Raw genomic sequence first — 20,991 nt, 5'->3', positions numbered from 1 at the left:
CGCGCCCGGAAGGGGCGCGAGGAACGGCGCGACAAGCCACAGCGAACCCGCAGCCCGCAAACGACGGTAAGGGGCACCCCCTCACCGGAAGCTGGTGTCAGTCGCCGAGCCAATTCATCGTGTCCGGGTCAGGGCCGATCCGCGAATCCGTGTTCAGCTCCCCGATCCGCGCCATGTCCTCCCCGCTCAACTCGAAGTCGAAGACGTCGATGTTCTCGCGCACCCGGGACGGGGTGACCGACTTGGGGATCACCACATTGCCCAGCTGAAGGTGCCACCGCAGCACCACCTGGGCGACGGTCTTGCCGTGCCGGCCGGCGATCTCCCGCAGCGCGGGCTCGTCGAGCAGATCGCCGCCCTGGCCGAGCGGCGACCACGCCTCGGTGGCGATGCCGTGGTCGGCGTGGAAGGCACGCGGCACGGACTGCTGGAGCCGGGGGTGCAGCTCGATCTGGTTGACGGCGGGCACGGTGCCGCCCAGCTCGATGACCCGGTTGAGCTGCGTCGGCTGGAAGTTGGAGACGCCGATGGCACGGGCCCGCCCGTCGGCGTAGATCTTCTCGAAGGCGCGCCAGGTGTCCTCGTACTTGTCGACATCCGGCATTGGCCAGTGGATCAGGTACAGATCCACGAAGTCGAGGCCGAGCCGGTCGAGGGAGGCGTCGAAGGCGCGCAGGGTCGTGTCGTACCCCTGCTCGGAGTTCCACAGCTTGGTGGTGACGAACAACTCGTCGCGGGGCAGACCGGCCTCGGCGATGGCGCGGCCCACGCCCTCCTCGTTCGCGTACACCGCCGCCGTGTCGATGCTGCGGTAGCCGGACTCCAGCGCCGTGGTCACCGCCGTCGCGGCCTCGTCGGCCGGCACCTGCCAGACGCCGAAGCCGAGCTGCGGCATCGTGACGCCGTTGTTGAGCGTGGTGGTGGGAACGTTGCTCACGCGATGGGTCCTTACGTTCGATGTTCTGCGTTGCCGGCGATTGTTCTGTTGCCGGCGATTGTTCTCCGGTGTTCGTTCGCCCCCCGGTCAACGATCTGCGCCGGACATCTGTTCCTTGCCGAATGCGAGTTTGTTCAGCTCTGGTACAGAGCCTCTATCTCGGACGCGTACGCCGCCTCGATGGCCCCGCGCCGCAGCTTCAGCGACGGTGTCAGCAGCCCGTCCTCCTCGGTGAAGGGTGCCGCGAGGATACGGAAGGTGCGGATGGACTCGGCCTGGGAGACCTGGGTGTTCGCCGCGACGACCGCCCTGCGCATCTCCGTCTCCAGATCCTCGTCCCGCAGCAGCTCGGCGGGGTCCAGCTCCGGCTTGTTCCGCATGGCGAGCCAGTGCTGCACCGCCTCCTGGTCGAGGGTGAGCAGCGCGGAGACGTAGGGCCGGTCGTTGCCCAGCACAATGCACTGGCCGACCAGCGGGTGCTCACGGACCCGCTCCTCCAGCGGTCCTGGCGAGACGCTCTTGCCGCTCGAGGTGACCAGGATCTCCTTCTTGCGGCCGGTGATCGTCAGATAGCCGTCGTCGTCCAGCGCGCCCAGATCGCCGGTGGCGAACCAGCCGTCGCGCAGCGTGCTCCGGGTGGCGCGCGCGTTGTTCAGATAGCCGGTGAAGACCTGGCCGCCGCGCAACAGGATCTCACCGTCCTCGGCGATCCGCACGGTGGTGCCGGGCACCGGCTGGCCGACGGTGCCGAAGCGGGGGCGCTCGGGCGGGTTGGCGACGGCGGCCGCCGTCGTCTCCGTCAGCCCGTACCCCTCGAAGATCCGCATCCCGGCGCCGTCGAAGAACAGCCCCAGCCGGCGCTCCATCGCCGAGCCGCCCGACATGGCGTACCGGCACTGGCCGCCCATGGCGTCGCGCAGCTTGGCGTAGACGAGCTTGTCGTAGAGCTGGTGCTGCATACGCAGCGAGGCGCCGGGGCCGGGGCCGGTGCCGAACGCCTTGTGCTCGATCGCCTCGGCGTACCGGACCGCCACGTCCACGGCCTTCTGGAACGGGCCGAGCTTGCCCTCGGACTCGGCCTTGCGGCGTGCGCTCTGGAAGATTTTTTCGAACAGGTGTGGCACTGCCTGGACGAAGGTGGGCTGGAACGCCGCCAGATCGGGCAGCAGTGCCCCCGCCGTCATCTGCGGCTGGTGCCCCACCTTCAGGCCGGCCCGCAGTGCCGCGACCTCCACCATCCGGCCGAAGACATGGGCGAGCGGCAGGAAGAGCAGTAGCGAGCCCTGCTCGCCGGGCTTGGCGCTGAAGACCCCGTCGTAGCGGGCGATGATGTTGTCGGTCTCGGCCATGAAGTTGGCGTGCGTGATCACACACCCCTTGGGGCGGCCGGTGGTGCCCGAGGTGTAGATGACGGTGGCGACGGTGTCCGGGGTGAGCGCGAGCCGGTGCCGGTGGACGACCTCGTCCTCCAGGTGCGCGCCCGCGGCCATCAGCTCCTGCACCGCTCCCGCGTCGAGCTGCCACAGCTTCTTCAGCCGCGGCAGCCGGTCCACCACCGAGCCGACGGTCATGGCGTGGTCCTCGTGCTCGACCATGGCGGCCGACACATCGGCGTCGTGCAGCATCCAGCCCACCTGCTCGGCGGAGGAGGTCGGGTAGACGGGGACGGACTGGGCGCCGACCGCCCACAGTGCGAAGTCCAGCAGCGTCCACTCGTAGCGCGTACGCGACATCAGCGCCACGCGGTCACCGAACCGGACGCCCTGGGCCAGCAGTCCCTTCGCGACCGCTACGACCTCGTCCCGGAACCGGGCAGCGGATACGTCCTGCCAGTTGCCGTCCGCGTCCTTACGAGCCAGCAGGGGCAGCTGCGGGGTCCGGTCGGCGTGCCCGAAGACGGCATCGGCCACCCCGCCAACCTGGGGCGCCGTGGCCAGGGCCGGAACGGTGAACTCGCGCAAAGACTCTGCTCCTCGACTGCACAGTGACATGTGCCACCGCGCGAGTGACCGTATCCGATCGGGCAGGTTGATCGGGAGGGGTGTCGATGCAGGTCAGTCGGTCAATTGGGACAGTTCGCCGCCGTGCTCACAGTTGACCTCAAGGTCGTTTCCCGACCCGCCGCGTTTCTGCACGGAACCTTCGCGCCGCGAAGCGGACTGTTTGCGGGACATGCGAGTTACTGGGGGTAGGTGTGACAGAAGGGACACCCCCTTCGCGGCAACCTAGAGTGCCGGAAGCTCCCCGCGCGGGGTCGGGTCGTACGTGCAGGGCGAGAAGGTCCTGCCCTCCAGCGGCCCGGCCCCGGGGCGGGTCTCCGTCCAGGTCAGCGCCACCTCGTCGCCGCCCCGCTCCGCGTCCAGATACCTCCGCGTCTTCTCGTGCGAGAAATCGCGGATGTGCCAGCCGTGGCGGCGCAGATACGTGGCCGCGCGGCGCAGCGCGGGCTTCACCTCCGCCTCGGAGACGTCCGCCACCTGCCAGGCGTGCGTTAGGAAGAACGCGCCCGGAACCGGCTCCTCCAGCCAGTTCTCCAGCCCGTCCGCGTGGCAGTAGGCCGGGCCTACATCGACGCCGGGGCGGGAACGGGTCCACTGCCTGCCCCACCCGTCGGTGTCAGGGCCGCCGAGCCGGAGCGCCCCGGTCACCTCGGCCGAGACGCCCGTGATCCTGCGGGCCACGGTCTCCGGCTCGGCTTCCGGATAGTCCTCCGGGACGGCCCGTGCGATCAGGTACGCCCCGATGACCCCGGCGACCAGGAGAAACGGCGCCGCGAGCAAGGCGACGCAGCCGAATCCGACAGCCCTCGCGCCCCTCGGCCTACGCCGCCGCGCTGCCTGTTCTGTCTCCCCCTGCGCACTCACGCACGGCAGACTACGGCCGGGCCACGCGGCGGGCACATCCGTACGAGGCTCAGCCATACGAAGCCCTCAGTCATATGAAGGCTCAGAGGACTCAGCCGTACGAAGCCCTCACCCGGTGCTCACCGGCAGGGCCAGCCGGTGCGCGCCCGCGTAGATGTTCATCGAAGCGCCGCGCAGGAAGCCGATCAGCGTCAGGCCCGTCTCCTCGGCCAGATCGACGGCGAGCGACGACGGCGCCGAGACGGCGGCCAGCACCGGGATGCCCGCCATCACCGCCTTCTGCGCCAGTTCGAACGAGGCGCGCCCCGAAACCATCAGCAGTGCGTCGCGCAGCGGCAGCGCGCCGTTCTGCGCCGCGCGGCCCACCAGCTTGTCGACGGCGTTGTGGCGGCCCACGTCCTCCCGTACGTCGAGGAGTTCACCCACGGCAGAGAACAGCGCCGCCGCGTGCAGTCCGCCCGTACGGTCGAACACCCGCTGGGCGGCGCGCAGCCGGTCGGGCAGCTGAGCCAGCAGTTCGGTGCTGATGCCGTGCGGCCGGTCGCCGTCGAGCTCCCAGCGCGCCGTGGTGCGGACCGCGTCCAGGCTGGCTTTGCCGCACAGCCCGCACGAGGACGTGGTGTAGACGTTGCGCTCCAGTGCGGCGATGTCGGGCGCCGGGACGTGCGGGGCCAGCTTTACGTCGACGGTGTTGTAGGTGCTGACGCCGTCCTCGTCGCGGGCGCTGTCGCAGTAGACGATCGCGGCGATGTCGTCGGCCGCCGAGCCGATGACGCCCTCGCTGACGAGGAAGCCGGCCGCGAGGGCGAAGTCGTCGCCGGGGGTGCGCATGGTGACCGCCAGCGGCTTCCCGCCGAGCCGGATCTCCAGGGGTTCCTCGGTGACGAGAGTGTCCGGGCGCGTGCTGACGGCGCCGTCCCGGACGCGGATGACGGGGCGTCGTGCGGTGACCCTGCCCATGGGTGCCCTCACCTCCCGGTGGCTTCGACCTTACGGACCTTAAGCGAACCGGTCGCCTGCCGTGAGCCCGGGCTTTGTCCATTCTCGGGAAGAAGTCGAACCAGTTTGCGCAGAACTTCTTCCCAACCCCGGTCGCCACTGCTACGTTCCCCGTGCATTCCCGGACGCGACGCCGACCTATACGGCTGGAGGGGTAGCGGTGAGGCGCATGACTGCACGGCCCGCGAACGCGCATCAGGCGCGGCTGCTCCGCCTGCTGCGTGACGGCGGCCCCCGGTCGCGCGCCGAACTCGGGGACCGTGTCGATCTGTCCCGCTCCAAGCTGGCCGTCGAGGTCGACCGGCTGCTGGAGACGGGACTGGTCGTCGCGGACGGGCTGGCCGCCTCGCGCGGCGGGCGCCGCTCGCACAACATCCGGCTCGCTCCCGGGCTCCGCTTCCTGGGCGTCGACATCGGCGCCACCTCCATCGACGTCGCCGTCACCAACCCCGAACTGGAGATCCTGGGCCACCTCAACCAGCCGATGGACGTCCGCGAGGGCCCGGTCGCGGTCTTCGACCAGGTGCTGGCCATGGTGGCCAAGCTGCGGGACACCGGGGTCGCCGAGGGGTTCGACGGCGCGGGCATCGGGGTACCGGGGCCCGTCCGCTTTCCGGAGGGTGTGCCGGTGGCGCCGCCGATCATGCCGGGCTGGGACGGCTTCCCCGTGCGGGAGGCGCTCAGCCAGGAGCTGGGGTGCCCGGTGATGGTCGACAACGATGTGAATCTGATGGCCATGGGCGAGATGCAGGCCGGAGTCGCCCGCTCGGTGCGGGACTTCTTCTGCGTCAAGATCGGCACCGGCATCGGCTGCGGCATCGTCGTCGGCGGCGAGGTGCACCGCGGTACCACCGGCAGCGCGGGCGACATCGGGCACATCCAGGTCGAGCCCGACGGCCGCCAGTGCGCCTGCGGCAACCGCGGGTGCCTGGAGGCGTACTTCGGCGGCGCCGCGCTGGCGCGGGACGCGGCAGAGGCGGCCAGGGAAGGGCGCTCGCCCGAACTGGCCCGGCTGCTGGAGGAGCACGGCAGGCTCGGTGCCGCCGACATCGCCACTGCGGCCTCCGCCGGGGACGGCGCCTCCCTCGACCTCATCCGCGACGGCGGCGCCCGGGTGGGCCAGGTCATCGCGGGCCTCGTCAGCTTCTTCAACCCCGGCCTGGTGGTCATCGGCGGCGGTGTCACCGGGCTCGGCCACACCCTGCTGGCCAGCATCCGCACCCAGGTCTACCGCCAGTCGCTGCCGCTGGCGACCGGCAACCTACCCATCGTGCTGGGCGAGTTGGGGCAGGTCGCGGGCGTCACCGGCGCCGCCCGGCTCACCAGCGACCACCTGTTCTCACCAGCCTGACAGCACCCAACACGCACCCGGCAGCGCACGTGCACCACCAGCGCCACCAGCATCACCAGCGCCCACAACAACACCGGCGGTCCTGAGCACCACCAGAGGTTGCCGGCACCGCCAGCGGCATCAGCACCACCAGCACCACCAGCACCCGAAGTACTGCCAAGGCCCTGAGCAGCAACGGATCCACCAGCACCACCAGCACCACCGCCCCCACCAGTACGACGCACAGCGCAGCGCCCCGCACCGCTATCGCACAGCGAAACCCGTACGGCCCCCTGGGACGGAGGTCCTGCATGCCCCTGTTGACCATGTCCGGAATCACCAAGACATTCCCCGGTGTCCGTGCGCTCGACGGTGTCGACCTCGATGTCGAGGAGGGCGAGGTGCACTGCCTGCTCGGCCAGAACGGCGCGGGCAAGTCCACCCTCATCAAGGTGCTCGCGGGCGCCCACCAGCCCGACGACGGCGAAATCACCTGGCAGGGCAGGCCGGTGCGGCTGCCCAGCCCCGTCTCCGCGATGCGGCTGGGCATCGCCACCATCTATCAGGAACTCGACCTGGTGGAGCACGTATCGGTGGCCGAGAACGTCTTCCTCGGCCATGAGATCGCCACCCGCGGCATCGTCCGCCCGCGCGAGGCCCGGGCGCGGACAGCGGAACTGCTGGCCCGGCTCGGACACCCCGAGATCGACCCGGCGGCGCTCGTGGGCTCCCTCTCCGCCGCCGGGGCGCAGATCGTGTCCATGGCGCGCGCCCTCTCGCACGACGTACGGCTGATCATCATGGACGAGCCGTCAGCGGCGCTCGACCCCGACGAGGTCGACAATCTCTTCCGTATCGTCGAGAACCTGACCGCGGACGGCGTCGCCGTCGTCTACATCTCGCACCGGCTGGAGGAGATCCGCCGGATCGGCGACCGCGTCTCCGTACTCAAGGACGGCCGCGTCGCAGCGCGTGATCTGCCGGCCCGCACCACGCCCACCAGCGAGCTCGTCGCCCGGATGACGGGCCGGGACGTGCAGTACGCCTTCCCCGAGAAGACCGCCGAGGGCCCGAGGCGTGCCGAGCCGGTGCTGGTCGCCGAAGGGCTGGCGCGGCAGGGCGAGTTCGAGCCGCTCGATCTGGAGCTGCGGCCCGGCGAGATCGTCGGGCTGGCCGGTCTTGTGGGCTCCGGCCGCTCGGAGCTGCTGGAGACGCTGTACGGCGCGCGCCGCCCCACTGCCGGGCGGGTCCTGGTGGACGGGCAGCCGTTGCGGCCGGGCAGCATCCTGGCCGCCGTACGTGCCGGGATCGGGCTGGCGCCCGAGGAACGCAAGTCGCAGGCGCTGCTGATGCTGGAGTCGGTCACCCGCAACGTCTCCGTCTCCTCGCTGCCCCGCTTCTCGCGCGGCGGCTGGCTCGACCGGGCGCGGGAGCGGGCCGAGGCCCGGCGGCACACCCGCGAGTTGGGGCTCAGCCCCGACGACCCCGATCGGCCGGTACGTACCTTCTCCGGCGGCAACCAGCAGAAGGCCGTCCTCGCCCGTTGGTTGCTGCGCGGCTGCCGGGTGCTGCTGCTGGACGAGCCGACGCGGGGTGTCGATGTCGGCGCGCGCGCCGAGTTGTACGCCGTCATCCGGCGGCTAGCCGATTCGGGGGTGTGCGTGCTGCTCGTCTCCAGCGAGCTGCCCGAAGTCCTCGGGCTCGCCGACCGGGTGCTGGTGCTCCGCGAGGGGCGCGTCGTCCATGCGGCTCCCTCCCATGAGCTGGACGAGCACCGCGTGCTCGACCTCGTCATGCAGGCGACTCCCTCGTGAGGGGGCGCCCGCAGACGGCGAACGGCGAGAACGCACGCACCCACCGGCCCTGCTCTCCCAGAGGTGACCTGAAATGAACTCACCAGCCAATGTGGCCGACAAGCAGTCGGCGCCGCCCCCAGCAAACGCGAGCCCCGCAAGACGCCGATTGCCTCTCGACGTGCGGCACCTCTCCCTCATCGGCGTACTGCTCGCGCTGGCAGTCGTCGGCACGATCACCAAGCCCGACGAGTTCCTGGCGGCGGAGAACCTCCGCCTGATCCTCACTCAGGCGTCCGTGATCGGCGTCGTCACCGTCGGCGTCACCTTCGTGATCATCGGCGGCGGCATCGATCTGTCCGTCGGCGCCATCGTCGCGCTCGCCTCCGTGTGGGCGACGACGGTGGCCACCCAGGACTTCGGCCTCGGCGGCATGCTGCTGTGCAGTGTCCTCGTCGGCGTCGGCTGCGGACTGGTCAACGGGCTGCTGATCGCCTACGGGCCGATGGTGCCGTTCATCGCGACCCTCGCCATGCTCGCCTCGGCGCGCGGTCTGGCGTTGCAGATCAGCGACGGCAAGACGCAGGTCGTCGAGGTCGACGCCGTACTGGACCTGGGCGTCAAGGACTCCTACGTACTCGGCGTTCCGCCGATCGTGCTCGTCTTCGCCGTCGTCTGCGTCATCGGGTGGCTGCTGCTCAACCGCACCACGTTCGGACGGCGCACGGTGGCCGTCGGCGGCAACGCGGAAGCCTCCCGGCTGGCGGGCATCGCCGTCAAACGGCAGCGGCTGCTGCTCTATCTGCTCTCCGGGCTGTGCTGCGGTATCGCCGCGTTCATGCTGATCGTCCTCACCGGCTCCGGTCAGAACACCAACGGCAATCTGTACGAACTCGACGCCATCGCCGCGGCGATCATCGGCGGCACGCTGCTCAGCGGCGGTCGCGGCACCATCCTCGGCTCGGTGCTCGGCGTCCTGGTCTTCACCACCATCACCAACCTGTTCGCCCTCAACAACCTCCAGACGGACATCCAGCAGATCGCCAAGGGCGCGATCATCGTCGCGGCCGTCCTGGTACAGAAGGGTCGTTCCTCCTCATGACTGACATCCCACGCGCACCCCGCGCCGCAACCAGCCGCAGAACCATGCTCTTCGGGACCGCGGCAGCGGGCGCTGCCCTGCTCGCCACGGGCTGCACCAGCAACGAGAACAACGACGAGGGCAAGGAGTCGGCGGGCGCCGAAGTCGCCGACTCCAAGCCGGGCAAGAAGGTCACCATCGGCTTCGCGGGCCCGCAGGCCGACCACGGTTGGCTCAACGCCATCACCACCCAGGCCAAGAACCGGGCCAAGAAGTACCAGGACGTCACCCTGGAGGCCACCGAGGGCTCCAACGACAACGCCACCCAGGTCGGCCAGGTCGAGACGCTCATCAACAAGAAGGTCGACGTACTGGTCGTGCTGCCGGCCGACGGCAAGGCGCTCACCCAGGTCGGCCTCAAGGCGATGCGCGCCGGGATACCCGTCGTCAACCTCGACCGGATCTTCTCCTCGCAGCAGGCGTACCGCTGCTGGATCGGTGGCGACAACTACGGCATGGGCCTCAACGCCGGGCACTTCATCGGCGAACGGCTCAAGGACAAGAAGAACGCCAAGGTCGTCGAGCTGGCCGGGATCGACAGTCTGGAACTGACCCGCGAGCGCACCAAGGGCTTCGACGACGCGCTGAAGAACTACCCGAACATCAAGAAGGTCGCCCGGCAGGCCGCCGAGTTCACCGTCGAGTCGGGGCAGAAGAAGATGTCCGAACTCCTCCAGGCGCAGAAGAGTTTCGACGCGCTGTGGAACCACGACGACGACCAGGGTGTGGGCGCCGAACGTGCCATCAAGCAGGCCGGCCGGGACGAGTTCCTGATGGTCGGCGGCGCCGGCTCCAAGCGCGTCATGCAGGCCATCAAGGACGACGACAGCGTCATCAAGGCCACCGTTCTCTACCCGCCCACCATGGCCGCCTCCGCCATCGACCTGGCCCGCGCCCTCGGCCAGGGCAAGGGCATCGCGGGCATGGCCGAGTACGAGATCCCCGCCCAGGTCACCCTCTACTCCGCCGTGGTGACCAAGAAGAACGTCGACGAGTACCTCCCGATCGGCTTCACCTGATGGGCCGCCCCGCACCGCTGACGTAGATCTGGGGCACTTCCCGGCCGAAGGCCGGGGGAGGAATCCGCGAGAGGGAGGACCTCAATGCCGTACGAGAGCACCGCGCCCGCCGTCGCGCCGCCGCTGGGCGTGGGCATGGTCGGCTACGCCTTCATGGGCCAGGCGCACTCGCAGGGCTGGCGCACCGTGGGGCGGGTCTTCGACCTGCCGCTGAGTCCGGCGCTGGCCGCCGTGTGCGGGCGTGACCCGGCGGCCGTACGCGCCGCGGCCGGACGGCTGGGCTGGGCCGCGGCCGAGACCGACTGGCGGGCGCTGATCGCCCGCCCCGACGTGCAGCTCGTCGACATCTGCACCCCCGGCGACAGCCACGCCGAGATCGCCGTCGCCGCGCTGGAGGCCGGCAAGCACGTGCTGTGCGAGAAGCCGCTCGCCAACACCGTGGAGGAGGCGGAGACGATGGCCGCCGCGGCCCGGGCGGCCCGGGCACGCGGCCAGGTGGCCATGGTCGGCTTCAACTACCGCCGTACGCCCGCGCTGGCGCTCGCCCGCCGTATGGTCGCGGACGGCAGACTGGGCGAGCTGCGGCACGTACGGGTCAGCTACCTCCAGGACTGGCTGGTCGACCCCGCCTTCCCGCTCGCCTGGCGGCTCCGCAAGGAAGCCGCGGGCTCGGGGGCGCTCGGCGACCTGGGTGCGCACGCCGTCGACCTCGCCCAGCACCTGGCGGGTTCCCAACTGGCCGGCGTCTCCGCGCAGACGGAGACGTTCGTAACAGAGCGCCCGCTGCGGCACGGTGAGCCGGACGGGGAACTGGGGCAGGTCACGGTGGACGACGCGGCGGTCTTCACCGGCAGGCTCCACTCCGGAGCGCTCGCCTCCTTCGAGGTCACCCGGGTCGCGGCCGGCCGTAAGAACGCGCTGCGCGTGGAGCTGAACGGCACGCTCGGCTCGCTCGCCTTCGATCTGGAGCGGCTCAACGAGTTGCAGTTCCACGACGATACGCAGTCCGCGGAGGAGGCCGGGTTCCGCCGCATCCTCGTCACGGAGCACGAGCACCCTTATCTGGAGGCGTGGTGGCCGCCGGGGCATGGCCTCGGGTACGAGCACACGTTTACGCACCAGGCGCGGGATCTGGTGCAGGCCATTGCGGACGGCACGCAGCCGGCGCCTTCCTTTGATGACGGGTTGCAGGTGCAGTGCGTGCTGGCCGCCGTCGAGGAGAGCGCGGAGAGGGACTGCGTTTATACGCCGGTGCGGGCTGGGGCGTTGCGGTGATTGCCACGTCCTGCCGTTCGCAGGCTGCGGACACGTCGTGGTTGCTCGCGCCCACGCGGCGGAGCCGCAAATAGACACAGCCCCGCGCCCCTGACGGGGCGCGCATCCCGAACATAGGAGGAGCCGTGGCACGTAAGTTCACTCTGTTCACCGGGCAGTGGGCGGATCTGCCGCTGGAGGAGGTCTGTCGGCTGGCCCGTGAGTTCGGCTACGACGGCTTGGAACTCGCCTGCTGGGGCGATCACTTCGAGGTCGACAAAGCGCTGCACGAGCCCGGATATGTGGACGGCAGGCGGCAGCTGCTGGACAAGTACGGGCTGGAGTGCTGGGCCATCTCCAACCATCTGACCGGCCAGGCCGTCTGTGACAGCCCCATCGACGAGCGCCACAAGGCCATCGTCGCCCCGCGCATCTGGGGCGACGGCGACCCCGAAGGCGTGCGCCGACGGGCCGCCGAGGAGATGAAGGACACCGCGCGGGCCGCCGCCGCACTCGGCGTACGTACCGTCATCGGTTTCACCGGTTCCTCCATCTGGCATCTGGTGGCCATGTTCCCGCCGACACCGCCCGAGATGGTCGAGCGCGGTTACGCGGACTTCGCCGAGCGCTGGAACCCCATCCTTGACGTCTTCGACGCGGAGGGCGTGCGGTTCGCGCACGAGGTGCACCCCAGCGAGATCGCGTACGACTACTGGACCACCCAGCGCGCCCTGGAGGCCGTCGAGCACCGCCCCGCCTTCGGCCTCAACTTCGACCCCTCGCACTTCGTGTGGCAGGACCTGGATCCGGTCGGGTTCCTCTACGACTACCGGGACCGCATCTACCACGTCGACTGCAAGGAGGCCCGACGCCGACTGGACGGCCGCAACGGCCGGCTGGGCTCCCACCTTCCCTGGGGCGATCCACGGCGCGGCTGGGACTTCGTCTCCGCCGGGCACGGCGATGTCGCCTGGGAGGACGTCTTCCGGATGCTGCGGGCCATCGGCTACGAGGGGCCCGTCTCCGTCGAGTGGGAGGACGCGGGCATGGACCGGCTGGCCGGGGCCCCGGAGGCGCTGGCGCGGTTGCGGGCCTTCGACTACGACCCGCCCAGCGCCTCGTTCGACGCCGCCTTCGGCAACTGAGGTCTCTGCCCGGCTCTTTGGAGCTCTCACTTTGTCCTGAGTGTGGACAAAATCAAGCGGAGGATTGTCAAAGGGGTTCCCGCCTCAAACAAACGTCGCTACCGTCCTTGAGGCGTACGGACAACAGCGCGGCCCCCCAGCGCAGGCGCAGCGCGCGCACAGCATCAGTCCGGCATCGGCACGGCACCGCAAAACGGCATCCATCCCCGTTACCTCTCAGGAGGAACCGCTGTGCACAAAAGACACCGCAGACTCCGAACCCGCGTAACAGCCCTGGCGAGCGCCCTCCTCATCAGCGGCGCCACCGTGGTGGCGGCCCAGGCGGCGCCCGGCCCCGCAGCCGCCGACAGGCCCGGAAAGCCGCAGGCCGAGACCGAGTTCCAGCAGGTGACCCTCGCCAAGGGCGTCGCGGAGACCGGCGAGCCGATGACGATGGCCGTCCTCCCCGACCGCTCGGTACTGCACACGGCACGCGAAGGCACTCTCCGGCTGACCGACGCCAAGGGCAAGACGAAGATCGCCGGTGAACTCGACGTCTACAGCCACGACGAAGAGGGGCTCCAGGGCGTCGGCGTCGACCCGCACTTCACCAAGAACCGCTTCGTCTACCTCTACTACGCCCCGCCGCTGAACACCCCCGAAGGCGACGCACCGGACACCGGCACGGCGGCGGACTTCAAGAAGTTCGACGGCGTCAACCGGCTCTCCCGGTTCGTGCTCGGCAAGGACGGCACGCTGGACAAGGGGAGCGATAAGAAGATCCTCGACGTGCCCGCCAACCGCGGCACCTGCTGTCACGTCGGCGGTGACATCGCGTTCGACTCCAAGGGCAATCTGCTCCTGTCGACCGGCGACGACTCCAACCCGTTCCAGTCGGACGGCTTCACCCCCATCGACGAGCGCGCGAACCGCAACCCGGCCTTCGACGCGCAGCGTTCGGCGGCCAACACCAACGACCTGCGCGGCAAGATCCTCCGGATCAAGGTCAGGAACGACGGGTCGTACAAGATCCCCGAGGGGAACCTTTTCGCGCCGGGCACCAGGAAGACCCGGCCCGAGATCTACGCGATGGGCTTCCGCAATCCGTTCCGGATGACCGTCGACAAGAAGACCGACATCGTCTACGTCGGCGACTACGGCCCCGACGCGGGCGCCGCCGATCCGAAGCGCGGCCCGTCCGGACAGGTCGAGTTCGCCCGGGTCACCGGACCCGGCAACTACGGCTGGCCGTACTGCACCGGAAAGAACGACGCCTACATCGACTACGACTTCGCCACCGGCGCCTCCGGTGAGAAGTTCGACTGCGCCGCACCCAAGAACACCTCGCCGCGCAACACCGGACTGACCAAGCTGCCCCCGGCCAAGCCCGCCTGGATCCCGTACGACGGCGCGTCCGTACCGGAGTTCGGCGACGGCTCCGAGTCCCCGATGGGCGGCCCCGTCTACCGCTACGACGCCGACTCCGACTCCAAGGCGAAGTTCCCCAAGAGCTACGACGGCGACTTCTTCGCCGGCGAGTTCGGGCGCCGCTGGATCAAGCGCGTCGAGCAGGACAGCAACGGCGGCAATGTGAAGATCAACGACTTCCCGTGGTCCGGCACCCAGGTCATGGACATGGACTTCGGCCCCGACGGCGCGCTGTACGTCCTCGACTACGGCACCGGCTACTTCAACGGCGACGAGAACTCGGCCCTCTACCGCATCGAGAACGCCACCGAGGGCCACAGCCCGGTGGTGAAAGCGAGCAGCGATGTGAGCGACGGACAGGCGCCGCTGAAGATCGCGTTCACGTCCAAGGCGACCGACGAGGACGGCGACGAACTCAAGCTCAGCTGGGACTTCGGGGACGGGACCACCTCCACCGAGGCCAACCCGACCCACACCTACGAGGCGAACGGCACCTACGCCGCGACCGTCACCGCCGAGGACTCCTCAGGCCGTACCGGGTCCGCGAGCGTGCACGTCACCGTCGGCAACACGGCGCCCAAGGTCGATCTGAAACTCCCCGCCGACGGACGGCCGTTCTCCTTCGGCGACGAGATCCCCTTCGAGGTGCAGGTCACCGACCCCGAGGACCCGCAGATCGACTGCTCCCGCGTCGAGGTCACCTACATCCTCGGCCACGACAGCCACGGCCACCCGATGACCTCGGCCAAGGGCTGCAAGGGCACCATCAAGACCCAGGCCGACGGCGAACACGACCCGAACGCCAACATCTTCGGCGTCTTCGACGCCAAGTACACCGACGGCGGCGCCAACGGCCAGCCCCCGCTGACCGGCCACGGTGAGAGCATCCTCCAGCCCAAGCACCGCCAGGCCGAGCACTTCAACAGCTCCGCTGACGGCGTCACCAAGGGCGAGGCGGCCGGCGCCGAGGGCGGCAAGGCCGTGACAGGGGCGAAGAACGGTCAGTGGATCGCGTACGAGCCCTACCAGCCGGGCGACGTCACCAAGCTCACCGCGCGGGTGGCCGGAAAGGCGACCGGTGCCATCGAGGTGCGCGCGGGTGCACCCGACGGTGCGCTCCTCGGCACCGCGAAGGTCTCCGCGACGGACGGCTGGACGGACGTGAGCACCGATATCGCGGGCGCACCCGAGGGCGCCGACAAGCTCTACCTCGTCTTCACTGGAGGCGAGGGGGCGCTCTTCGACCTCGACAGTTTCACCGTCACGACCGGCTGAGGGGAGGAGCCATGACCACCACAGCACACAGTCGCCGCTTCTCTTTTACTGCGGCTGCCGCCGCGCTGCTGGCCGGCGTGTTCGCGGTGCCGAGTCAGGCGGCCCAGCCGAGTCCCGCTGAGGACGAGGCCAGGAGCGTGCTCGTCTTCTCCAAGACCGCCGGGTTCCGGCACGACTCCATCCCCGAAGGCATCGCCGCCGTCCGGCAACTCGGCGCGGAGCACGGCTTCACGGTCGACGCCACGGAGGACGCGGCCACCTTCACCCCGCGGAAGCTGGCGAAGTACGACGCTGTCGTCTTCCTGTTGACGACCGGTGATGTGCTCAACGAGCGGCAGCAGCGGGCCTTCGAGAAGTACATCGGCAAGGGCGGTGGCTACGTGGGCGTGCACGCCGCCGCCGACACCGAGTACGACTGGAAGTGGTACGGCGGGCTGGCCGGTGCCTACTTCGAGTCGCACCCGGCGATCCAGCCCGCCACCATGAAGATCGAGGACCGCGGCCACCCGGCCACCGCCCACCTGGGCGAGAGCTGGAACCGTACCGACGAGTGGTACAACTACCGCTCCAACCCGCGCGAGAAGGCCCATGTCCTGGCCGCACTGGACGAGAGCTCCTACACCGGCGGCACCATGGGCGGGGACCATCCGCTGGCCTGGTGCCAGAAGTACGCGGGCGGCCGGTCCTTCTACACCGGCGCGGGCCACACCAAGGAGTCGTACGCCGACCCCGCCTTCCGGCAGCATCTGCTGGGCGGCATCCGGTACGCGACGGGCGCCGCGCAGGCCGACTGCCGCCCGGAGAACGGGTACACGCCGCTGTACGACGGACACGGTCTGGACGGCTGGAAACAGGCGGGCCCCGGTTCGTTCGAGGAGAGCGCGGACGGCACGCTCACCACGCGGGGCGGCATGGGAATGCTGTGGTACGCGGCGCGCGAGTTCGGCTCGTACTCGCTGAAGCTCGACTGGAAGATGGCGAGCGCGGGCGGGGACGACAACTCCGGTGCCTTCGTGGGCTTCCCCGCCTCCGACGATCCGTGGTCGGCGGTCGAGAAGGGGTACGAGATCCAGATCGACGCCTCCGACGTCGACGAGAAGACCACCGGCTCCGTGTACGGCTTCCAGTCGGCGGACCTCGCAGCGAGGGACGCTGCGCTGAATCCGCCGGGGGAGTGGAACACCTATGAGATCCGGGTCGAGGGTGAACGGCTCCGGGTGTTCCTGAACGGGGTTCTGATCAACGACTACACCAACGCGGATCCGGCGCGGAGTCTTGCGGACGGCTATGTGGGCCTTCAGAACCATGGGGAGGAGGACGAGGTCGCGTTCCGGAACGTGCGGGTGCGCGGGTTGCGCTGATCCCGTCTCCGCGGGTGGGTGGGGGTTCGCGTGGCCTTCACCCACCCACCCACCCACCCACCCGATACTCCGCATCGATCGGTTGTGGGCGGGCGTTCCGCAAGGGGCGGAACGGGCGGGCACAACCGCACCCGCAGTCGCGTACGGCCGCAACTCACCGCGGGCGCGGGGGTCGCACAGGGGAGCCCCCTGTGAGAAACGGGAAGGGGTGGGGCTGGGGCCGGCCCGCCGCAGGCGAACGGGCAACGAGCGGAACCCGCGAAGAGAGGGAGGACATCGTGACCCACCACAACGCAAGCCCCGCCGACGAGGCACCCCGCACAGGGGTATGGCTCATCGGCGCCCGGGGCTCCGTCGCGACGACCACCATCACCGGCGCCGCAGCCCTCGCAGCGCGCCTGCACCCACCCACCGGCATGGTCACCGAAACCGCCCCGTTCGCCCACGCCTCGCTCCCACCGCTCGACTCCCTCGTCTTCGGCGGGCACGACACCGCCTCCTGCCCCCTCCCCAAACGGGCCGAAGCCCTCGCGGAGGCTGGCGTCCTCCCGTACGGCCTCCCCGCAGCGCTCCGCGCGGAGCTCACCGCCGCCGACGCGGCGATCCGCCCCGGCGCCCCGGCCGCGGAGAACGCCGCCGCGGAGGACGAACTGATCGCCAAACTCGCCGCCGACATCGCTGAGTTCACCCGCGCCCACCAGCTCGCCCGCACCGTGGTCGTCAACGTGGCCAGCACCGAGCCGATCCCCTCCGACGCGGCGAACGGCCCGCTCCCGCCCAGCTCCCTGTACGCGGCGGCTGCGCTCCGCGCACGATGCCCGTATGTGAACTTCACACCGTCGGCGGGGCTGCACCACCCCCGCCTGGCCGAGACGGCCCGCACTGCCGGCGTGCCCCACGCGGGGCGGGACGGCAAGACGGGGCAGACCCTCCTCCGCTCCGTACTCGCTCCGATGTTCGCGCAGCGCGCGCTCGCCGTACGGGCCTGGTCCGGCAGCAACCTCCTCGGCGGCGGGGACGGTGCCGCCCTCGCGGACCCGGCCGCGGCGGCGGCCAAGAACGCGGGCAAGGCCCGGGTTCTCGCCGACAATCTCGGCGCGCTTCCCGAGGGGGAGGTGCACATCGACGACGTACCGGCGATGGGCGACTGGAAAACAGCCTGGGACCACATCGCCTTCGACGGATTTCTCGGCGCGCGGATGATCCTCCAGACCATCTGGCAGGGCTGCGACTCGGCCCTCGCCGCGCCTCTCGTGCTCGACCTCGCCCGCCTGTTGGCCCGCGCCGACGAACTGGGCCGCACCGGACCGGTCCCGGGGCTGGGCTTCTACTTCAAGGACCCCGACAACGGCCCCGCCGACCTGCCCGCCCAGTGGCAGGCACTCCTGGAACTGGCCGCCCGCTTCGCCGGGCCCGCCCGATGACGGGCGGTCGCGCCGCGGCCTGGGCGCAGCTGCTGCGGGTCTCGGCGGTGTCGACCGTGCCGGGTGACGCACTGGTGGGCGCTGTGGTGACCGGCCGGGGCCCGGGAAGGGGCACCGCGCTGGCGGCGGGCGCCTCCCTCTGCCTCTACGAGGCCGGCATGGCGCTCAACGACTGGGCCGACCGCGAGGAGGACGCCCGCGAGCGGCCCGAACGCCCCCTGCCCTCCGGCCGTATCAGCCCGTCGGCCGCCCTCGCGGCAGCCACCGGGCTGACGGTGACTGGGCTGGCACTGGCGGCCCGCGCCGGTCGCCTTCCGCTCGCCACCGCCACCGCACTGGCCGGCACCGTGTGGGCGTACGACCTGAAACTCAAACACACCCCGGCCGGCCCCGCAGCCATGGCCGCCGCCCGCTCACTCGACGTACTGCTGGGCGCGACGGCGACAACCGCGCACGGCGCACGGAGCCGCCCCGCGGCCGCGTCGTCCGCTCGCGGTGTCGCGTCGTCCGGCCGCGGTGCCGTTCCGGTGCTGGGCGCGGCGGCGACGGCCGCACACCGCGCACCGGGCCGCCCCGCCTCCGCGTCGTCTGCCAGCGGCGCTGCGTCGTTCGTACGCGCCTTCGCGTCGTTCGTACGCGGCGCTGCGTCGTCTGTCGGCGTCTCCGCCTCGTCCGCCCATGGCGCTACGTCGTCTGCCCGCGGTGCCGTTCCGGTGCTGGGTGCGGCGGCGACGGCCGCACACCGCGCGCCGGGCCGCCCCGCCTCCGCGTCGTCCGCCCGCGGCGCTGCGTCGTCCACCCCCGCCGCCGCGTCGTCCGCCCGGAGCGCCGCGATGTCCGCCCGCGCCGCCGCTCCTGCGCTCAGCGCCGCGGCGCTCATGGGGGCGCACACCCTTGCGGTCACCGCCGTTTCGCGGCGGGAGGCGGAGGGTGGGGCTCCGGGTGTACCGCTGGTGGCGCTGGGGGGTGTGGGGGCGATCGCGGGGTTGCTGGTCCGGCGGCGTACGCCGTTGACGGTGGCCGCGTGCGCCGCGTACGCGGGTACCGCCTCCCGGCCGTTGGTACACGCCGCGCTCAACCCCTCGCCGCCGCTGCTCCAGCGTGCGGTGGGCGGTGGGATCCGCGCCATGATCCCGCTCCAGGCCGCGCTCGCCGCCCGCGCGTCCTCACCTGCGGCCGGTGACGACGCGGCCCGCAACGAGCGGAATCGGGCCGCCGGTTCAGTGTCCGCCCTCGCGCTGCTCGGCCTGCTGCCCGTCGCCCGCCGCCTCTCCCGGAAGGTCAGCCCCACATGACCAAGTCCCCGCCCGCCGCCCTGCTGCGCTACGCCTACGGCACCAACGGACTCGCCGACCTGCGGCTCGACGACGCCCTGGGGTTGCTCGCCGACCTCGGTTACGCGGGTGTCGGGCTGACGCTCGACCATATGCATCTCGACCCTCTCGCCCCCGACCTGGCGGCCCGTACCGCGAGGGTGGGCCGCGCGCTGGAACGGTACGGGCTGACGGTGACCGTCGAGACGGGGGCGCGTTATGTGCTCGACGCCCGCCGCAAACACCACCCCACGCTGCTCGACCCGGACGCGGAGGCCCGCGCGGCGCGGACGGACCTGCTGCTCAAGGCGGTACGCGTCGCAGCCGATCTCGGCGCGCACGCCGTGCACTGCTTCAGCGGACAGCTCCCCTCGGGCACCACGGCGGACATGGGCTGGGCGCGGCTGGCGGACGGTATCGGCTCCGTGCTGGACGCTGCCGCCGCGGCGGACGTACCGGTGGCGATCGAGCCCGAGCCCGGCCATCTGCTGGCGGACCTGGCCGGGTTCCACCGGCTGCGCAGGGCACTCGGCAGCCCGGGACCGCTCGGGCTCACCCTCGACATCGGGCACTGCCAGTGCCTGGAGCCGCAGCCACCGGCCGACTGCGTACGGGCGGCGGCGCCATGGCTGCGGCACGTACAGATCGAGGACATGCGGCGTGGGGTGCACACGCATCTGCCCTTCGGCGAGGGCGACATCGACTTCCCGCCCGTGCTGGGTGCGCTGCGCGAGGTCGGCTACGCCGGGCTGGTCACCGTGGAACTGCCCCGCGACTCGCACGCCGGGCCCGAACGCGCCGCCGCCTCCCTCGACTTCCTGACCACCGCCGAGGCCCGAGCCGCCGCCCCGCAGGAGGACGCCCCATGCTGACCCCGCTCGCCTCCCTCCGCACCGGCCTGGAGCTGCGCCTGAGCGCCGAGGCCCGCGCCTGGCTGCACCGGGCGCTGGCCGAGGCGGCCGACGCGGCGCGGGACCCGGTCCGGGACCCGGCGGCGCCTGGCCAGGACCGGCACGATGCCGCGCCGACCGCGGCCGGACCGCACGATGCCGCGCCGACCGCGGCCGGACCGCACGATGCCGCGCCGACCGCGCCCGGACTGCAAGACGCCGCGCCGGCCGCGCCCGGACTACCCCGCTGGGAGCTGCACTTCATCACGGCGGGCCGCAAGTGCCGCGGGCCGGCCGCGAGCGACACCGCCGCCACGGCCGTGCCCGATCCCGTCGACGCCGCCCGCGTCCTCATCCTGCACGCGGCGGCCCCCGACACCGACACCCTCGCCCGCCTCTACACGCGCGGCACCGCCGACGAGCGACGGGCCGTACTGCTGGCGCTGCCCCATCTGGACCCGTCCCCCGACACGGCGACCGCGCTGGCACTGGTCGAGGACGCGTTACGGACCAACGACACCCGGCTGATCGCCGCCGCGCTGGGCCCGTACGCCGCCGCGCATCTGGACGCCCACCAGTGGCGGCAGGCGGTGCTCAAGTGCCTGTTCACCGGGGTGCCCCTGGCCGTCGTCGCCGGGCTGGAACACCGCGCCGCGGGGGACGACGAGCTGGCCCGGATGCTGGCGGACTACGCGCGCGAGCGCACCGCCGCGGGCCGCCCCGTGCCCGAGGATCTCGGACACGCGCTGCGCCTCGCCCGGTTCGAGGAGACCCGCGAGACACCGTCCCCGGCCGGCCCCCACCGGCCCCAGGAGTCGTAGCCAGCCGCAAGAGCGCCG

The 20,991-nt window shown here is 71.1% G+C and carries 17 protein-coding genes; 12 read left to right on the top strand and 5 right to left on the bottom strand.

The window, feature by feature from the left end:
- Positions 1 to 97 precede the first annotated feature (97 nt).
- From ACQEU8_RS07395 to fdhD, 4 genes are all read right to left on the bottom strand, one after another.
- Complete coding sequence (locus tag ACQEU8_RS07395) at positions 98 to 937, bottom strand: aldo/keto reductase (RefSeq protein WP_433098081.1); 840 nt, start codon at positions 935 to 937, stop codon at positions 98 to 100.
- 134 nt (positions 938 to 1,071) lie between these two features.
- A complete protein-coding gene (locus ACQEU8_RS07390; protein WP_433098079.1) occupies positions 1,072 to 2,898 on the bottom strand; it encodes an AMP-dependent synthetase/ligase in 1,827 nt (608 codons plus the stop codon).
- A gap of 264 nt (positions 2,899 to 3,162) precedes the next feature.
- Positions 3,163 to 3,801: a hypothetical protein gene (locus ACQEU8_RS07385; RefSeq protein ID WP_433098077.1), complete on the bottom strand. Its 639-nt coding sequence runs from the start codon at positions 3,799 to 3,801 to the stop codon at positions 3,163 to 3,165.
- Positions 3,802 to 3,909: 108 nt separating this feature from the next.
- Positions 3,910 to 4,761, bottom strand: coding sequence for a formate dehydrogenase accessory sulfurtransferase FdhD (gene fdhD, locus ACQEU8_RS07380; RefSeq protein WP_433098075.1), 852 nt, complete (start codon positions 4,759 to 4,761; stop codon positions 3,910 to 3,912).
- 208 nt (positions 4,762 to 4,969) lie between these two features.
- On the opposite strand from fdhD, the gene ACQEU8_RS07375 reads away from it, so the two are divergent.
- The gene (locus ACQEU8_RS07375) at positions 4,970 to 6,151 is read left to right on the top strand and encodes an ROK family protein (RefSeq protein ID WP_433098073.1); all 1,182 of its coding nucleotides are present in this window, start codon (positions 4,970 to 4,972) and stop codon (positions 6,149 to 6,151) included.
- Positions 6,152 to 6,203: 52 nt separating this feature from the next.
- Here ACQEU8_RS07375 and ACQEU8_RS07370 read toward each other — a convergent pair whose 3' ends face one another.
- Entirely contained in the window at positions 6,204 to 6,353 is a 150-nt protein-coding gene (locus tag ACQEU8_RS07370) for a hypothetical protein (protein WP_433098072.1), read from the bottom strand.
- Positions 6,354 to 6,441: 88 nt separating this feature from the next.
- On the opposite strand from ACQEU8_RS07370, the gene ACQEU8_RS07365 reads away from it, so the two are divergent.
- The 11 genes from ACQEU8_RS07365 (at position 6,442) to ACQEU8_RS07315 (ending at position 20,973) form a co-directional block, all read left to right on the top strand.
- Positions 6,442 to 7,944 (top strand): sugar ABC transporter ATP-binding protein, encoded by a 1,503-nt coding sequence (locus ACQEU8_RS07365; protein WP_433098070.1) that lies wholly within the window; start codon positions 6,442 to 6,444, stop codon positions 7,942 to 7,944.
- A 73-nt stretch (positions 7,945 to 8,017) separates the two neighbouring features.
- Positions 8,018 to 9,025, top strand: a complete 1,008-nt coding sequence (locus ACQEU8_RS07360; RefSeq protein ID WP_433098068.1) for an ABC transporter permease — start codon at positions 8,018 to 8,020, stop codon at positions 9,023 to 9,025.
- Entirely contained in the window at positions 9,022 to 10,083 is a 1,062-nt protein-coding gene (locus ACQEU8_RS07355; protein WP_433098066.1) for a substrate-binding domain-containing protein, read from the top strand. Before ACQEU8_RS07360 ends, ACQEU8_RS07355 begins: the two co-directional genes overlap by 4 nt.
- 84 nt (positions 10,084 to 10,167) lie before the next feature.
- A complete protein-coding gene (locus tag ACQEU8_RS07350; RefSeq protein ID WP_433098064.1) occupies positions 10,168 to 11,358 on the top strand; it encodes a Gfo/Idh/MocA family protein in 1,191 nt (396 codons plus the stop codon).
- Positions 11,359 to 11,483: 125 nt separating this feature from the next.
- Positions 11,484 to 12,482, top strand: coding sequence for a sugar phosphate isomerase/epimerase family protein (locus ACQEU8_RS07345; RefSeq protein WP_433098062.1), 999 nt, complete (start codon positions 11,484 to 11,486; stop codon positions 12,480 to 12,482).
- Between the two features lie 231 nt (positions 12,483 to 12,713).
- Positions 12,714 to 15,164, top strand: a complete 2,451-nt coding sequence (locus ACQEU8_RS07340) for a PQQ-dependent sugar dehydrogenase (RefSeq protein ID WP_433098060.1) — start codon at positions 12,714 to 12,716, stop codon at positions 15,162 to 15,164.
- A gap of 11 nt (positions 15,165 to 15,175) precedes the next feature.
- Positions 15,176 to 16,525, top strand: a complete 1,350-nt coding sequence (locus ACQEU8_RS07335; RefSeq protein ID WP_433098058.1) for a ThuA domain-containing protein — start codon at positions 15,176 to 15,178, stop codon at positions 16,523 to 16,525.
- Positions 16,526 to 16,803: 278 nt separating this feature from the next.
- Positions 16,804 to 17,949 carry an inositol-3-phosphate synthase gene (locus ACQEU8_RS07330; protein WP_433098056.1) on the top strand — a complete coding sequence of 382 codons (1,146 nt, stop codon included), beginning with the start codon at positions 16,804 to 16,806 and terminating at the stop codon, positions 17,947 to 17,949.
- The gene (locus tag ACQEU8_RS07325) at positions 17,946 to 19,244 is read left to right on the top strand and encodes a UbiA family prenyltransferase (RefSeq protein ID WP_433098054.1); all 1,299 of its coding nucleotides are present in this window, start codon (positions 17,946 to 17,948) and stop codon (positions 19,242 to 19,244) included. The genes ACQEU8_RS07330 and ACQEU8_RS07325 overlap by 4 nt, the downstream gene beginning before the upstream one ends.
- Positions 19,241 to 20,134 carry a sugar phosphate isomerase/epimerase family protein gene (locus ACQEU8_RS07320; RefSeq protein ID WP_433098052.1) on the top strand — a complete coding sequence of 298 codons (894 nt, stop codon included), beginning with the start codon at positions 19,241 to 19,243 and terminating at the stop codon, positions 20,132 to 20,134. The genes ACQEU8_RS07325 and ACQEU8_RS07320 overlap by 4 nt, the downstream gene beginning before the upstream one ends.
- A complete protein-coding gene (locus ACQEU8_RS07315) occupies positions 20,128 to 20,973 on the top strand; it encodes an EboA domain-containing protein (protein WP_433098050.1) in 846 nt (281 codons plus the stop codon). Before ACQEU8_RS07320 ends, ACQEU8_RS07315 begins: the two co-directional genes overlap by 7 nt.
- Positions 20,974 to 20,991: the final 18 nt, after the last annotated feature.

Origin of the sequence: Streptomyces sp. CA-250714 (assembly GCF_050936705.1) — a bacterium.
Taxonomy (GTDB): Bacteria; Actinomycetota; Actinomycetes; order Streptomycetales; family Streptomycetaceae; genus Streptomyces.
Note: the sequence above shows the minus strand (reverse complement) of the source record. Positions and strands in the feature narration are given on the sequence as shown.